The 15134-nt window shown below is 53.6% G+C and carries 16 protein-coding genes; all 16 read right to left on the bottom strand.

Annotated elements, in window-relative coordinates; translation table 11 throughout:
- Positions 1 to 20: 20 nt before the first annotated feature.
- The gene (locus AC13H5_RS06290; RefSeq protein ID WP_214797026.1) at positions 21 to 581 is read right to left on the bottom strand and encodes a MotE family protein; all 561 of its coding nucleotides are present in this window, start codon (positions 579 to 581) and stop codon (positions 21 to 23) included.
- A 4-nt stretch (positions 582 to 585) separates the two neighbouring features.
- Positions 586 to 1020, bottom strand: coding sequence for a flagellar FliJ family protein (locus AC13H5_RS06285; protein ID WP_034777199.1), 435 nt, complete (start codon positions 1018 to 1020; stop codon positions 586 to 588).
- Positions 1017 to 2336 (bottom strand): flagellar protein export ATPase FliI, encoded by a 1320-nt coding sequence (gene fliI / locus AC13H5_RS06280; RefSeq protein ID WP_034777197.1) that lies wholly within the window; start codon positions 2334 to 2336, stop codon positions 1017 to 1019. Before fliI ends, AC13H5_RS06285 begins: the two co-directional genes overlap by 4 nt.
- The gene (locus AC13H5_RS06275; RefSeq protein WP_483546476.1) at positions 2323 to 3045 is read right to left on the bottom strand and encodes a FliH/SctL family protein; all 723 of its coding nucleotides are present in this window, start codon (positions 3043 to 3045) and stop codon (positions 2323 to 2325) included. Before AC13H5_RS06275 ends, fliI begins: the two co-directional genes overlap by 14 nt.
- Entirely contained in the window at positions 3029 to 4036 is a 1008-nt protein-coding gene (fliG, locus tag AC13H5_RS06270) for a flagellar motor switch protein FliG (RefSeq protein WP_034777193.1), read from the bottom strand. The genes AC13H5_RS06275 and fliG overlap by 17 nt, the downstream gene beginning before the upstream one ends.
- 5 nt (positions 4037 to 4041) lie before the next feature.
- Entirely contained in the window at positions 4042 to 5610 is a 1569-nt protein-coding gene (gene fliF, locus AC13H5_RS06265; RefSeq protein WP_483546475.1) for a flagellar basal-body MS-ring/collar protein FliF, read from the bottom strand.
- 21 nt (positions 5611 to 5631) lie between these two features.
- Positions 5632 to 5916 carry a flagellar hook-basal body complex protein FliE gene (gene fliE, locus AC13H5_RS06260; RefSeq protein ID WP_034777189.1) on the bottom strand — a complete coding sequence of 95 codons (285 nt, stop codon included), beginning with the start codon at positions 5914 to 5916 and terminating at the stop codon, positions 5632 to 5634.
- Positions 5917 to 5929: 13 nt separating this feature from the next.
- Entirely contained in the window at positions 5930 to 6358 is a 429-nt protein-coding gene (flgC, locus tag AC13H5_RS06255; RefSeq protein ID WP_034777187.1) for a flagellar basal body rod protein FlgC, read from the bottom strand.
- Positions 6359 to 6360: 2 nt separating this feature from the next.
- Entirely contained in the window at positions 6361 to 6729 is a 369-nt protein-coding gene (flgB, locus tag AC13H5_RS06250) for a flagellar basal body rod protein FlgB (RefSeq protein WP_034777185.1), read from the bottom strand.
- Positions 6730 to 7003: 274 nt separating this feature from the next.
- Positions 7004 to 7783: a GTP-sensing pleiotropic transcriptional regulator CodY gene (gene codY / locus AC13H5_RS06245; RefSeq protein ID WP_016508279.1), complete on the bottom strand. Its 780-nt coding sequence runs from the start codon at positions 7781 to 7783 to the stop codon at positions 7004 to 7006.
- A 37-nt stretch (positions 7784 to 7820) separates the two neighbouring features.
- Positions 7821 to 9191 (bottom strand): ATP-dependent protease ATPase subunit HslU, encoded by a 1371-nt coding sequence (gene hslU / locus AC13H5_RS06240; protein WP_483546474.1) that lies wholly within the window; start codon positions 9189 to 9191, stop codon positions 7821 to 7823.
- On the bottom strand, positions 9188 to 9736 hold the full coding sequence (gene hslV, locus AC13H5_RS06235) for an ATP-dependent protease subunit HslV (RefSeq protein WP_214752711.1): 549 nt from the start codon (positions 9734 to 9736) through the stop codon (positions 9188 to 9190). Before hslV ends, hslU begins: the two co-directional genes overlap by 4 nt.
- Positions 9737 to 9747: 11 nt before the next feature.
- Positions 9748 to 10629: a tyrosine-type recombinase/integrase gene (locus AC13H5_RS06230; protein WP_483546473.1), complete on the bottom strand. Its 882-nt coding sequence runs from the start codon at positions 10627 to 10629 to the stop codon at positions 9748 to 9750.
- 186 nt (positions 10630 to 10815) lie between these two features.
- Positions 10816 to 12174, bottom strand: coding sequence for an FADH(2)-oxidizing methylenetetrahydrofolate--tRNA-(uracil(54)-C(5))-methyltransferase TrmFO (gene trmFO / locus AC13H5_RS06225; protein ID WP_052090098.1), 1359 nt, complete (start codon positions 12172 to 12174; stop codon positions 10816 to 10818).
- Positions 12126 to 14222 carry a type I DNA topoisomerase gene (gene topA, locus AC13H5_RS06220; RefSeq protein ID WP_034777177.1) on the bottom strand — a complete coding sequence of 699 codons (2097 nt, stop codon included), beginning with the start codon at positions 14220 to 14222 and terminating at the stop codon, positions 12126 to 12128. The genes trmFO and topA overlap by 49 nt, the downstream gene beginning before the upstream one ends.
- A gap of 66 nt (positions 14223 to 14288) precedes the next feature.
- Entirely contained in the window at positions 14289 to 15080 is a 792-nt protein-coding gene (gene dprA / locus AC13H5_RS06215) for a DNA-processing protein DprA (RefSeq protein WP_214707451.1), read from the bottom strand.
- Positions 15081 to 15134: the final 54 nt, after the last annotated feature.

Below are 15134 nucleotides of genomic sequence, written 5' to 3'. Positions count from 1 at the left end.
CATCACGTCCTCCTTTCCTGTCATTGGAGCAACTGGGTCACGACGGCGGCCTGTTGGGCATCCATCCGTCCTAAAATGTCGGCTTGTTGCTTCGGTGACAATTCTTTCAATAAGTTGGCCACTTGCGGGCTCTCGAGTTCATTCATGATGGCAGCAGCTTGTTTCGCGGACATCTCTTCATAGACGCGAGAGACGTCCGAGGTTTCTTCTTCCGCCGCACTTGCCGTCGCCAATTCCGCGACGAGCCGGTCACGCTCTTTGATCAACTTCGATACTTCCTCTTGGCGCGCCTTCACTTCGTTCGTCAACTCGACATTGTCCGCCCGAAGCTTCTCAATCTCGGCGTTCGCCACTTTCAAACGATTCGCGGTATCGTTGTCGATCCCGGTCACGTTCACGTCCGTCTTCACTTTTTCTTCCGGCTCTTGTTTCGCACCGATCTCTAGAAACGGGACCGATAACAACGGACGGTCCATCGCATAGTTCATGACGACGATCCCTCCAACGAGTAGAAAGATGGCCGGGACGAGAACGAGCGCGACCAGTAGCTGTCTTCCCCGCTTCGAGTTGTCTTTTTCCATCGGTTTACTTCCCTTTCCCGTGATGAATCACTGCCAGCTCATCGATGAAATGTTGCTCGATGAGCTTCGTCGCAGCCACTTCATGTTGACTGACTTTTTCATGCAGCGTTACATATTTCTTTTCCTCAACGACTTTTCCGAGCAAGCGCTCTTGTGACAGATGGTACCGATTGCGCGCCTGCTGGACGACGAGCTGTTGCGTCTCGATTTGACGTTTCAGCCGTTCGCGTGTCTGCTCACGATATTGCGACATGAGCAGGTCGATGACGCCATCCTGTTCATCTTGACTCTTCATGAGCGACTCGTACGTCAACACGAGCCGATAGAGCGCCTCCATCTCCGTCTCGAACCGTGCTTTCTGTTGTCTCATCTCCGTCGCGGACTCTTCTTTCTCATGTTCCGCGATCGGCATGATGCGTTCTAACAATAGTCTGTTCATGGTTCACCTCGCACGATCTTGGCCAAACGTTCGAGCGATTGCTCGAGCGGGGCCTCTTCTTCGATGGATTGCTTTAAAAAAGTCAATAACGCTGGGTATTGCTCAATCGCCGTATCGATTGCCGGGTTCGTCCCTTTTTTATAGGCCCCGATATTGATCAAGTCCTCGGCGTCCAAGTACGTCGCCAACCAGCCGCGGAACGTTTGGGCGGCCTCACGGTGCATCGGCCCCGCAATTTGGTTCATGACACGGCTAATCGACTTTAAGACGTGGATCGCGGGGAACTGGCCACGGTTCGCGAGCGAACGGTCCATGACGAAGTGGCCGTCCAGTATGCCTCGCACCGCGTCTGCGATTGGTTCATTCATATCATCCCCGTCGACAAGGACGGTGTAAAAAGCGGTGATCGAGCCCGTCACAGCGGTACCGCTTCGTTCCAACAGTTGCGGCAACATCGCGAACACGGATGGGGTATACCCTTTTGACGTCGGAGGTTCACCGGTCGCAAGACCGATTTCCCGTTGCGCCATGGCAAAGCGGGTCACCGAGTCCATCATGAGGACGACTTCCTTGCCTTGGTCCCGGAAGTATTCAGCGATGGCCGTCGCCGTATAAGCCCCTTTCAATCGGACGAGAGGCGGTTGGTCGCTCGTCGCCACGATGACGACCGAGCGGGCCATCCCTTCTGGTCCGAGCTCTTTCTCGATGAACTCTTTCACTTCACGGCCACGTTCACCGATTAAAGCGATGACGTTTATGTCGGCCGATGAGCGTTTGGCGATCATCCCGAGCAGAGTCGACTTCCCGACTCCTGAACCCGCGAACAACCCGACCCGTTGCCCTTTACCGACCGTTAACAGACCGTCGATGACGCGGACGCCGGTCGACAAGACATCTAAAATCCGCGGTCGCTCGAGCGGGTTCGGTGGCTTCCGAAGGACATCGTAGCGTTTTCCCGGAGTGACTGCTTCACCGGACAAGGGACGGCCGAGACCATCGAGCACTTGTCCGATCAGTTCGTCACCGACCGGGACTTGGAGCATCCGACCCGTCCCTTTGACCATACAGCCCGGAGCGATCTGGGTCGTCTCCCCGTAAGGCATGAGGAGCACGCGGGCCTCATTGAATCCCACGACTTCCGCCTCGACATGTTGGCCGGACGGGAGTTCGATCAGACAGCGCTCTCCGATAAAAGCGCTCGGCCCCGTCGATTCAATCATCAGTCCGACGACTCGGCAGACCCGGCCGACTTTCCGGACGTATTCGTCCTCGGCGGATGCCGTGATCGACTGAAGGACGTGGTCAATAAGCGCCATCGGCCAAAACCTCCTCGATTTTGGATTGGATGCGTTCAAAGCTGTAAGTCAAATCGAGTTCGTCACCGTGGTGCGGTGTCTCGATCCGGACGCTCGTCTCACTCAAACCGGCATCCGCCCGATATTTCAAAGGCGGACCGTCTGGTGTCGCCCACTCCGAATCGAAACGTTGAATCGAAGCGAGACGGGTCGGATGGACGTACACCGTCAACGACTCGGCATCGAGCTGACGGAGCAACTGTTCTCGAATCCGGTCGGCGAACAACGCCTCATCTTTCCGGACAAGCTCTGTTGTGACGCGGGCGCTGACCTCGAGGGCGAGGGCGACGAGTTGCCGCTCCGCGTCCTGCCACTTCGTATCGAACAGTTGTTCAAGTTCGACGGCGACGGTGTTCAGCCGCGTCGTCAACTCGTCGTACTCCGCCTTGCCTTCCCGTCTACCGTGGTCAAACCCTGCGTCAAACCCTTCTTGTCGGGCTGACGTCAACACTTCCTCTCTCAGCACCGCGAGTTCCTGTTCTATCGAGGCACGGCGACTCTGAAGCGCTTCTTCGTCTAACCGGAGTTGTTCACGCTTTTGTTCCAACTGCTCATTTTCTTGGTCGTCATGCTCCACCGATACCGGCTCAAGAAACGGTTTCGAGTCGATCCGTTGCGGTTCGAGCGGTGTCGCATAATAGCGTTTAATCACGTTAGACAACGATGTCATCTCCTCCGCCGCGGCTGATCACGATCTCTCCGACGTCTTCTAAGCGACGGATGATGCCGACGATACGGCTTTGCGCTTCTTCGACGTCACGCAACCGGACAGGCCCCATGAATTCCATGTCTTCTTTGAACGTTTCGACCATTCGCTGTGACATGTTTTTGAAGATGATCTGTTTGACTTCTTCGGACGACACTTTGAGGGCAAGCAATAGGTCGTCGTTTGCCACTTCGCGGATGATTCGTTGAATCGCACGCGAATCGAGCGTGACGATATCTTCGAAGACGAACATCCGTTTTTTGATTTCCTCGGCCAGTTCCGGGTCTTCAATTTCAAGCGCATCGAGGATGGTGCGCTCGGTCGTACGATCGACCCCGTTGAGCACTTCGACGACCGCTTCGATGCCACCAGACTGGGCGTAGTCTTGCATATCGGTCTGGGACAAGTTTTTCTCGAGAATCTGTTCAATCTCGTGAATGACGTCCGGATTGAGTCGATCCATCGTCGCGATCCGCTTGGCGACTTCCGATTGAATCTCAGGCGGGAGTTCCGATAGGATTTGTCCCGACTTGACCGGTTCGAGATGCGCCAAGATCAAGGCGATCGTCTGCGGATGCTCGTTCTGGATAAAGTTGAGCAACTGCTTCGGGTCGGCCTTACGGGCAAACTCGAACGGTCGAACTTGGAGCGTCGATGTGAGCCTATGGATGAGGGCCATCGCTTTCTCTTCTCCGACCGCTTTCTCGAGCACCGTTTTCGCAAACCCGATCCCGCCTTGCGTGATATAACTTTGTGCCATGGCGAGCTCGTGGAACTCGCCCATGATCGCTTCTTTTTGTTCGGACGATACTTTCTTCAAGGCCGAGATTTGTAACGTCAACTGCTCCATCTCTTCTTCCGACAGATGTTTGTAGACGTTCGCAGCCACCTCAGGTCCAAGCGAGATCATGAGCATGGCCGCTTTTTCCCGGTTCGCTTGTTTTGCGTAATTCACAGTACTCACTCCTCAGACATCCAAGTACGGAGAAGTTTGGCGAACTCTTCAGGATTGCTCTCTGCCAATTTCTCCAACTGTTTCTTCTTGACGGCCCCTTCGCCTCGTTCTTCAAGGTCGAGGTCCGGTACTTCGTCTTCATATGGGACTTCCCATTCGTTCGTTTCGGCAATCGGTTCACGTTTGCGTTTACGCATCGCGAAGAGCAAGAGCGCGAGCAAGACGACGGCCCCTGCTGCTGCCGCATACATCCACCACTGGGTAGGTTGTTCGACCGCAGCCGCTTCTTCCGTCTCAGCGAACGGACGCGATACGACGACGACTTTCTGTTCAAGTTCCGCCTCTGTGAGCGCCTCGCCGGTCTTGGCGAGTGACGTCCGGATAATCGAGTACATCATCGTCTCGAGGTCACCTTCGAGTTGTGGGTCAATCGTCGTCGCCCCGTTCGGCGGTTCGACGATCAATTGAACACCGAGATCACGAATCGAGTACGGTGCGTTTTGAATCTGTTTCGTGATGCGGTTGACTTCATAATTGATGATTTCATGATTCTTTTCGCTCTCTTCTTCCCCGGTGCCGGTGGCGGCCGGGAAATTGACCGTGTCATTCTCGGCCGTGCCCGCCGCGGTCGCCGCGCCGGTACCGCCGGTGTACGCTTCGGCGATTCGTTCGGCCGATGTGACGATCCCTTCCATGCTGTCCTCGTTGACAGGTGTCACGAGGTTCTGCTCTTCTGCCGCTTGCGTCGTGTCGATATCGGCCGTAACCGAGACGAGGACGCTCCGCTCTCCTAAGAGGACGGAAAGCATCTGTTGAATCTGTTGACGGACATCTTTCTCAACTTGACGCTTCAAGACGAGCGGATCGGTGGATGATCCTCCTGCCGTCGTCGTTTGGTCCAAATCGTAATACGTAAAATATTGGTCCATGACCGAGATGTTTTCTGGTTTCAAGTTCGGTACGCTCTTACTAATCAAATGGTAGAGCCCTTTGACCGTCGCCGGTTCAAGATTCGTACCTGCTCCTAAGTTTAAGACAATCGACGCCGTCGGCTCGCCCTGGTCTTCCGCCAAGAAGACCGATTTCTCAGGAATCGAGATGATGACTTTCGCTTGGTTGATCCCTTCGATTTGTGTGATCAACCGCTCGAGCTCGGTCTGCATCGCACTCCGTTCGATGACGGCCATCTCGCGGTCGGTCGTTCCGAAACCGGCATTTTCACTGAAGAAACTGTAGTCGATTGCGCCTGACTTCGGGATGCCCGCTGCCGCGAGGCTGACTTTCAATTGATCGACCTGTTCGCTCGGTACGTATACACTCACGCCGTTCGATGTCGCTTTAATTTCGGCTTTCACACCGTCAGCCGTCAGCTTCTCCGTCACCTCGCCCGCTTCTTGGGCGGACAGGTTCGTATAAAGCGGAGCCATGTTCGGGCGCGACAGCCAGACGGTCAAGACCACCGCGACGAGAAGTACGCCGGCGATGACGAGGCCCCAAAAGATTTTACGGTTCGTCTTCATCGTTTGAAGGGAACCGGTCAGTGAACCGAATCGTTCTTTTAACTTTTCATTCATCGCAACTCGTCATCCTCTACATTAAACTTGCATTCGCATCATTTCTTGATAGGCCTCGACCGCTTTGTTTCGCACCTCAATGGCGAGTTGCATCGCAATCGACGACTCTTCACTTTGAATCATGACTTGATGTAAATCTGCTTTGCCGACAGCAAGGTCGGCCCGGGCTGAACTCGTCGCTTGTTGGACATCGTTCAACGAGCGCATCGCCTCGTTCAAATACGTACCGAACTGAGACGGTGTCTCTTTTACCGTCGGCGTGACGGTCGGTTGTGTACCGATCAACTGTATCGGGTTAATTTGCATCGTTTGTCACTCCTTATCCTTTACCGATTTCCATCGCTTTGACGAGCATCGCTTTCGTGGCGTTCATTGCAGCAATGTTTGCCTCGTATGACCGGGTGGCCCCCATCAAATCGACCATTTCTTTCAACAAGTCGACGTTCGGCATTTGAACGTAGCCGCGGTCATCCGAATCTGGATGGCTCGGGTCATAGACGAGCTTGTACGGGCTTTCATCTTCCACGATTTGTGATACTTCGACGCCGCCGCTGACGGCGGACAACTGTTGTCGAAACGGTGCTTCCTGCAAGACGGTCATTTTCCGCGTATACGGTTGCCACTCTCCGTCGACGAGTTTGCCTCGTGTCGTCTGGGCGTTCGCGATGTTTGCGGATACCGTGTCCATCCGAAGCCGCTGTGACGTCAATGCCGTCGCCGAGATATGAAAACTATCAAACATCCCCATCGTTAACGTCCTCCTCTAATGACGGTCTTGAGTCCGCCGAGCCGGCGGTTCAATTGTTCCATCATCGCTTCGTATTGAAGTTGGTTCCGAGCCAACTCGCTCATTTCATAGTCGAGGTCGACGTTGTTCCCGTCACTTCGCATCGCTCCTCCGGCCCGGTCCGTGATTGTCGTTGCCGCTCGCTCGCTCGGACGTCCACCCGCCAATTTGAGACGCATCTCGTTGTTCAACGTCTGTTCGAACACGGCTTGTTTCGCCCGGAAGTTCGGGGTATCGATATTTGACAGGTTATGGCTGATGACCTTCTGATTTACGACCGAATGATTGATCGCTTGCTTCATTAATTGATAGTCGGTGCCGATCCAATTCATGCGTTTCACTCACTTTCACCAAAAGAATGCATGTATATACCTTATTTGGAAAATCTACTATTACATTGAAACAAATCTGTAACAGTGTTGAAAGATATTTTTGTTAAAACAGGTAAATGCTATCTTCTGTTTTTGTCGAATTTACGACGAATTCTGAAAATAATTACTTTTGCACTAAAAAAAGTCGCCCCCGACGTATCGGAAGCGACTTTATAAGTCGAAAGTCCTAATTCAATAGACTTTCCTATAATTCATATACTGAATTGTCTTTATTTCAATTCGATTTCAACTTTTGTAATTCGAACAAGAAGTTGTCATTTAGTATCTTAATATACGTTCCTTTCATACCAAGCGAACGTGATTCGATGACGCCTGCGCTTTCCAATTTGCGGAGCGCATTGACGATGACCGAACGTGTGATTCCCACTCTATCGGCAATTTTGGAAGCAACTAACAGCCCTTCGTTTCCACCGAGCTCCTCGAAGATATGTTCGATTGCTTCGAGCTCTGAATAAGAGAGCGAGTTGATCGCCATTTGAACGACCGCCTTCTTACGGGCCGACGCCTCGGCTTCAGCCGCTTTCTCACGCAGGATTTCCATTCCGACGACCGTCGCGCTATATTCTGCCAAGACGAGGTCGTCTTCCGTGAACTCATTGTTGAGACGACCGAGTACGAGTGTCCCGAGACGTTCGCCGCCTCCGATGATTGGGACGATCGTCGTCATCGAGTCGAGGAACAGTTCACGGTTCTCAACCGGGAAGGCTGTATATTCACTGTCGATGCCGATGTTTTCTGTCGTCTCTTTCACGTTGAACAAGTTCGAGGCATAAGGCTCCGGGAATTGGCGGTCGACTAAAAACGCCTTCATCCGTTCGTTCTCGATCTGTTGTTTGATCGCGAAACCGAGCAAGCGGCCGCGACGGCTCACGATGAACGTATTCGCTTCGAGTACTTCGCGCATTTTGTCCGCCATTTCTTTAAAATCAACGTGTGCGCTTGCCTCTTGTTGAAGCATCGTGTTCAATTGGCGTGTTTTGTCTAGTAAGTTCATAATTCTTATTTTCCTCCCTGTATGTGCATACAGAATCTTATAGTATAAATTGGCTCAAGTCTCGATCTTCCGCGATCGATCCGACTTTTTCTTTCACATAAGCCGGTGTGATTTGAACGTGTGTCTGCGGCATATCGGCCGCCTCGAACGACAAGTCCTCAAGCACGCGCTCCATGATCGTGTACAAGCGGCGGGCCCCGATGTCGTCCGTCTCTCGGTTGACGTGCGTGGCGATACGAGCGATCTCTTCGATGGCCGAATGCGTGAACTCGACACTGATCTCCTCAGACTCGAGAAGAGCGGTGTACTGCTTGATGAGTGCTTGGGACGGCTCGGTCAAGATCTTGACGAAGTCTTCTTCGGTCAAGCTGCCCAATTCGACGCGAATCGGGAACCGACCTTGAAGTTCAGGAATCAAATCGGACGGTTTGGCCATATGGAATGCGCCAGCGGCGATAAACAGCACGTGGTCCGTCTTGACCGGGCCATACTTCGTCACGACGGTCGACCCTTCGACGATTGGGAGGATGTCACGTTGGACCCCTTCCCGCGAGACACCGGCGTGCTCTTGCGACTTCGTCGCAATCTTGTCGATCTCATCGACGAAGATGATGCCCATCTGTTCACTGCGGCGGACGGCCTCGTCATGAACCTCGTTCATGTCGAGCAAGTTCTCCGCTTCTTCAGCGACGATGAGCGGTCGTGCTTCACGGACTGGCAGTTTGCGCTTTTTCCGTTTTTTCGGCACGATTTGACCGAGCATGTCTTGGAGATTCGATAACCCTTCCATGCCTTGTCCTTGGAACAAGTCGACGGTCTGTTTTTCTTCGAGGTTGACCTCAATCAACCGTTCTTCGAGCTCACCAAGTTCAAGCAAGCGGCGCAGTTGCGCGCGATCGGACGACTGTGTGCTCGTCGGTTCCTCGGTCTTTTGACCTTGACCCCCGAACAGCGCCTCAAACGGATTGGATGCGGTCGGCTCGACCTTGGCTTTCCCTTGCAGGGCGTCGAGGATGCGTTCGGTCGCTGCGACCTCGGCTTGTTCTTTCACGCCCTCTTTCTTCTCTTCCTTCACGAGACGGACCGAATCTTCGACGAGGTCCCGGACCATCGACTCGACGTCACGGCCGACATAACCGACTTCCGTGAACTTCGTCGCTTCGACTTTGACGAACGGTGCGCCGACGAGTTTGGCCAACCGTCGCGCGATTTCCGTTTTCCCGACACCGGTCGGTCCGATCATCAAGATATTCTTCGGTGTCACTTCATCGCGCAAGTCGGCGCTCAGTTTTTGACGCCGATAGCGATTGCGGAGCGCGATCGCGACCGCGCGCTTCGCATCTTTCTGTCCGATGACGAAGCGGTCTAACTCCGCTACGATTTGGCGGGGTGTCAGTTCACGTTTCATTCAGAATCGCCTCCGATCGTTTCTACGATGACTTGGTCGTTCGTGTAGACGCACAGCTCCCCTGCAATCTCGAGAGCGGCACGGGCTATGTCTTCTGCTGTTTTCTCCGGCGAATGCCGCACGAGGGCACGTCCGGCGGCGAGGGCGTAGTTCCCGCCCGAACCGATGGCCAAGATGCCGTCGTCCGGTTCAATCACTTCCCCGTTCCCAGACACGAGCAATAAGTGATCGCTGTCCATGACGATCAACAACGCCTCAAGTTGGCGGAGCATCTTATCCCCACGCCACTCCTTGGCCAGCTCGACGGCCGCACGCGGCAAGTTTCCGTTATACATCTCAAGTTTCGATTCAAACTTTTCGAAAAGGGTGAACGCGTCGGCGACGCTGCCGGCGAATCCGGCGACGACTTTGCCGCCATAAAGACGTCGTACTTTTTTGGCCTTGTTTTTCATGATGACGGCGTTCCCGAACGTGACTTGTCCGTCTCCGCTCATCGCGCCGTGTCCGTTATGGCGGACCGCGAAAATCGTGGTTGCATGAAACATCTGATGACCTCCTACTTTCTCGGATGTGTAGCTTGATAGACCGCTCGCAGACGCTCGGTCGAGACGTGGGTATAACGTCCGGTCGTGGAGAGCGACTCGTGTCCGAGCAGTTCCTGGACGGCGCGAAGGTCCGCCCCGCGCTCGAGCAGGTCCGTCGCAAAACTGTGACGGAGTGAGTGTGGCGTCAACGGCTTGTGAAGGCCTCCTAGCTTCCGGAGTCGCTTCATGACGTAGCGAATTTGGTCCGTTGTCACCCGATTCCCTTTTTGACTGAGAAATAATGCCGTTTCCTGAGTCGTCGTGCACGTTTGCCGCATGTCTACGTAACGGTCGAGCGCCTCGATGGCGAACTGCCCGATTGGGATGTAACGTTCTTTCTTCCCTTTCCCGACGACATGGACGAACGCGAGGCCCGCATCGTAGGACGACACGTCCATGCCGCACAACTCGGCGACACGCATGCCTGTCCCGTACAACATCTCGACGATCGCGACATCACGTGCCCGTAGGAATGGGTCGTCTTGCCCTTCGGCTGCCTTCAAAAGCTGTTCGACCTCGCTCGGCACGGCGAACGTCGGTAGCGACTTTCGCCGTTTCGGTGACGTCAAACCATGAAACAACGGTTCACCGCCCGTTTCACGTGCCACAAATTTCCCGAATTGTTTGAGACACGATACTTTTTGGGCGACCGTCGTCGTGGCGGTGTCTGCCTCATAAAGAGCATATAAATAACGCCGCGCCGACTGCACATCATAAGGATCTTGATGTGTCGATTGGCAATAAACGGCGTACTGGTCGAGCGTCTGCTCGTAAGAGCGTTTTGTATGAGGAGACAGTCGGCGTTCGACTTGGCAATAGCGCAAAAACGATTGTTGATCGTCAACGAATCTCATCCTCTCGCCTCCTCGTTTTCAGCTTAAAAACGCATGTTCCCGTCAAATCGAAATTAGCATAGCATACACAGTCAGAGGTGACAATAGATACCTCTTCAATAATCTGAAAATTTTCAAAGTGTTGTACAAATTACACAATTGAAATTTAGATTCATCAAAAAGGAGCCAAAAAATGGCTCCTTTCCCTTAAATCTCTTTATACTGTTGAATCGTTTCGAGGGCACGGTTCGCGTAGCGCTCGTAACGTTCTTGTTTCTTCATCTTCTTCGGAGCGTCTTCAAGCGACGGCACGAGACCGAAGTTCGCGTTCATCGGTTGGAAGTGTTTCCCGTCCGTTGTCGTGATGTAGTGCGCCATCGAACCGAGCATCGTCTCACGCGGGAGAACGACGAGCTCTTCCCCAGCGATCAGCTTCGCCGCGTTGATCCCGGCGAGGAGACCGGAGGCCGCCGACTCGACATACCCTTCGACACCGGTCATCTGGCCGGCAAAGAACAACGTGTCGCGTGTGCGGGCCTGATACGTCGGTTTCAAGAGGCTCGGTGAGTTGATGAACGTGTTCCGGTGCATGACACCGTAACGCACGATCTCGGCGTTCTCAAGACCTGGAATCAATTGAATGATTCGTTTCTGTTCTCCCCACTTCAGGTGCGTCTGGAAACCGACCAAGTTGAAGAGCGTCCCGGCCGAGTTATCTTGCCGCAATTGCACGACCGCATGCGGACGTTTGCCCGTCTTCGGATCTTCGAGGCCGACCGGCTTCATCGGTCCGAATAAGAGCGTCTTCTTGCCGCGTTGGGCGAGTACTTCAAACGGCATGCAGCCTTCGAAGTAAATCTCTTTCTCGAACTCTTTGAGCGGGACGACTTCGGCTTTGACGAGTTCGTCATAGAACAAGTCGAACTCCTCTTCCGTCATCGGACAGTTGAGGTAGGCCGCTTCGCCCTTATCGTAACGTGACTTCAAGTAAACCTTGTCCCGGTCGATCGTCTCGCCGTCCAAGATTGGAGCGGCTGCGTCGTAGAAGTACAAATAGTCTTCACCAGTGAACGCTTTGAGCGAAGCCGAAAGGTCAGGCGATGTGAGCGGCCCGGTCGCCATGATGACGATCCCGTCCGGAATCGCCGTGATCTCTTCGTTGTGCACGGTCACGTTCGGATGGTTTTTCAACGTGTCGGTCACGAATCCTGCGAAGTCGTGACGGTCGACGGCGAGAGCGCCGCCGGCCGGTACGCTCGCCGTATCCGCCGCTTTCAAGATGAGCGAGTCGAGCGTACGCATCTCTTCCTTCAAGACACCGACCGCATTTTGGAGCCCGTTCGCCCGGAGCGAGTTCGAGCAGACCAATTCCGCGAATTGGTCCGTATGGTGTGCCGGCGTCTTTCGCACCGGTCTCATTTCATACAAATCGACTTGAATCCCGCGCTTCGCGAGTTGCCAAGCCGCCTCGGAGCCGGCGAGGCCCGCTCCGATCACAGTTACACGTTGCTGCAAAGTTAATCCTCCTCTAACTGATGTACCTCGGCATGGGTACAGTTCGTACATTGATATTTCACGCCGTCTTTGATTTTTTTCTCGACCATCATCTTACCACATTCCGGACACGGTTTCGCGACCGGTTTGTCCCATGAGACGAACTCACAGTCTGGATAGTTCGAGCAGCCGTAGAATAGACGACCTTTTTTACTGCGTCGTTCGACGACTTGTCCGTCTTTGCAGCTCGGACATGGGACGCCGATCTCGACTTGTACCGGTTTCGTGTTCGTACAGTTCGGGAAGTTCGAGCACGCCATAAATTTACCGTAGCGGCCCATTTTGATGACCATCGGCGCACCGCATACTTCACAGTCGATGCCAGCCGGTTCATCTTTCACTTCGATCTTCTCGATCTCGGCCTCGGCCCGTTTCAAGCGTTTCTCGAAACTGCGATAGATTGGGGCAACGACGTCGGTCCATTGGACTTCCTCGTTCTCGATCGAGTCGAGGAGCGTCTCCATGTCGGCCGTGAACTGTACGGTGATGAAATCGTTGAAATACTCGTCAATCATCTCGATGACAAGTTCACCGAGCTCCGTCGGGACGAACTTCTTCTCTTCGAGGACGACGTAGCCGCGTTTTTGAATCGTGTCGAGCGTCGGTGCATATGTCGACGGACGACCAATCCCGAGCTCTTCCATCGCCCGCACGAGCCGTGCCTCGCTATAACGCGGCGGCGGTTGGGTGAAGTGCTGTTTCGGCTCGATCGTGTCGAACTTGACGAGGTCGTCGACTTCGAGCGGTGGGAGCAACCCTTCTTTTTCTGGATTCGTATCTTCGATATCATCATCTTTCGATTCGATATACACTTTCATGAAACCTGGGAATTTGACGGTCGACCCGTTGGCACGGAAAATCATGCCGTTCGATTCGACGTCGATTTTTACCGTGTCGAGGATGGCCGGCGCCATTTGGCTCGCCACGAGACGTTCCCAAATCAACTTGTACAGTCGGAGCTGGTCGCGTGACAGGTATGCTTTGACCGAGGCCGGGTCACGTAACGCCGATGTCGGACGAATCGCTTCGTGGGCATCCTGGGCGTTTGCCGCCTTCTTCTCTTTTTGTTTCTGCAATGCGACATACTCTTCACCGAACGTGGACTCGATATACGATTTCGCTTCTTCTTTCGCCAAATCTGAGATCCGTGTCGAATCGGTACGCATATACGTGATCAAACCGACGGTACCTTCTTTCTTACCGAGGTCGATCCCTTCGTAAAGCTGTTGCGCGAGCATCATCGTTTTCTTGGCACGGAAGTTGAGCTTACGGGCCGCATCCTGTTGGAGCGAACTTGTCGTAAACGGGAGCGAGGCGTTCCGCTTCCGCTCTTTCTTCGTGACATCGATGACTTTGAACGAGTCGTCGATCGCGTTGAGCACCGCGTCGGCGTCTGCCTCGCTCTTGAGCTCCAGTTTCTTCCCGTCTTTCCCATAAAACGATGTCTCGAACAATTCGCCTTCATGGTTGAGCATGAGTTTGATCGTCCAATACTCTTCTGGGTCGAAGGCGTTGATCTCCCGCTCCCGGTCGATGATCATTTTGACGGCCACTGATTGGACACGTCCGGCCGATAAGCCTTTTTTGACTTTCTTCCATAATAATGGGCTCATCCCGTATCCGACGAGACGATCCAAAATTCGCCGCGCTTGTTGGGCGTCGACGAGATCGTGATTGATTTTACGTGGGTGCTTGAATGACTCCTTGATCGCATCTTTCGTGATCTCGTTAAAGACGACCCGACATTCTGTCGTTTCGTCGACACCGAGGGCACGCGCTAGATGCCAGGCGATCGCTTCCCCTTCGCGATCCGGGTCAGCCGCGAGAAAGATTTTCGTCGCTTTTTTGGCTGCCGTCTTCAATTCTTTCAAAACTGGGCCTTTTCCACGAATCGTAATGTACTTCGGTTCAAAGTCATGTTCCACGTCGACACCGAGTTGACTTTTCGGTAAATCGATGACGTGACCCATTGACGCTTTGACCGTGTAATTCGATCCTAAATAACGTTTAATTGTCTTTGCTTTCGCCGGTGATTCGACGATCACCAAATATTTTGCCATACATCTGCTCCCCTTTTAGAGGTCGTTTTAAATCCCTACCATAATATTCATGTTGTCGCTCGTTTGTCAACGTCCAATCCTTGAACGCATTAGAATTTGGTCGGAAGTCGTCAATGGAATCGCCCCGTCCTCAATCAATCGATTCGGACCTGCCGCGAGCGGATCAAGCGGGCTTCCAGGTACCGCAAACACCGTCTTTCCTTGCTCGAGCGCATGTCCGACCGTATTCATCGTCCCGCTCTTCTGACGGGCCTGAATGACGACGAGCTGATCGCCGAGTCCGCTGACGAGACGATTACGTTCTAAAAATTGAAATTTTTTGACAGGTGTTTCCGGTGGGTATTCGGTGAGGAGTAACCCGTGTCTCGAAATTCGTTCGAACAGCGGCGCATGCGCTTGAGGATACATGTGTGAAAAGCCCGCTCCGAGGACAGCGATTGTCGGACGGTTATGCTGGAGTGCCAACTCATGGACGAGACCATCGATGCCGAGCGCACCGCCCGATACCGAGACAGTTTCTTCTATTAAAGGGTAGAAATGCTCGACGAGACGATGGCTGATGCGATTCAATTCACGGCTTCCGACCAAAGCGGTCGTTTGTTGTTGTAGTACCTCTAAATCGCCTCGGTAAAACAAACAATACGGCGGGTTCGGTATGTCGAGCAACGCGCGCGGGAACGCGTCGTCTTCCCACGTCAAAAAACGGTCGTACGTGACCGTTGAACGAAGCGCCCGTTTTGCTTTGTTCCAGACGTTCGGATGGAAGGGACGAGTGCTCGAACCCGGATGCGATAAGTAATGATGGACGAACTCGACCGGCAGCCGTTCAGCCGCGAATCGAGCGATTGTTTGATTCATCACAATCACCTCTAAAAAAATGAGGGATGGCGCGCATCCCTCATTTCCGAATGG

This window comes from Exiguobacterium sp. FD-YE-25-4 (assembly GCF_057004685.1).
Note: the sequence above shows the minus strand (reverse complement) of the source record. Positions and strands in the feature narration are given on the sequence as shown.

Bases quoted from the DNA above. Each gene is read 5' to 3' on its own strand.
- codY (WP_016508279.1), bottom strand. From the start codon at position 7,783: ATGAACTTACTAGACAAAACACGCCAATTGAACACGATGCTTCAACAA.
- hslU (WP_483546474.1), bottom strand. From the start codon at position 9,191: ATGAAACGTGAACTGACACCCCGCCAAATCGTAGCGGAGTTAGACCGC.
- AC13H5_RS06275 (WP_483546476.1), bottom strand. From the start codon at position 3,045: ATGACATCGTTGTCTAACGTGATTAAACGCTATTATGCGACACCGCTC.
- AC13H5_RS06230 (WP_483546473.1), bottom strand. From the start codon at position 10,629: ATGAGATTCGTTGACGATCAACAATCGTTTTTGCGCTATTGCCAAGTC.
- fliE (WP_034777189.1), bottom strand. From the start codon at position 5,916: ATGCAAATTAACCCGATACAGTTGATCGGTACACAACCGACCGTCACG.
- AC13H5_RS06290 (WP_214797026.1), bottom strand. From the start codon at position 581: ATGGAAAAAGACAACTCGAAGCGGGGAAGACAGCTACTGGTCGCGCTC.
- fliF (WP_483546475.1), bottom strand. From the start codon at position 5,610: ATGAATGAAAAGTTAAAAGAACGATTCGGTTCACTGACCGGTTCCCTT.
- trmFO (WP_052090098.1), bottom strand. From the start codon at position 12,174: ATGTACGAACTGTACCCATGCCGAGGTACATCAGTTAGAGGAGGATTA.
- topA (WP_034777177.1), bottom strand. From the start codon at position 14,222: ATGGCAAAATATTTGGTGATCGTCGAATCACCGGCGAAAGCAAAGACA.
- flgB (WP_034777185.1), bottom strand. From the start codon at position 6,729: ATGAATTGGATCGGCACCGACTATCAATTAATGAAGCAAGCGATCAAT.
- AC13H5_RS06285 (WP_034777199.1), bottom strand. From the start codon at position 1,020: ATGAACAGACTATTGTTAGAACGCATCATGCCGATCGCGGAACATGAG.
- fliI (WP_034777197.1), bottom strand. From the start codon at position 2,336: ATGGCGCTTATTGACCACGTCCTTCAGTCGATCACGGCATCCGCCGAG.
- hslV (WP_214752711.1), bottom strand. From the start codon at position 9,736: ATGTTTCATGCAACCACGATTTTCGCGGTCCGCCATAACGGACACGGC.
- dprA (WP_214707451.1), bottom strand. From the start codon at position 15,080: ATGAATCAAACAATCGCTCGATTCGCGGCTGAACGGCTGCCGGTCGAG.
- flgC (WP_034777187.1), bottom strand. From the start codon at position 6,358: ATGGGGATGTTTGATAGTTTTCATATCTCGGCGACGGCATTGACGTCA.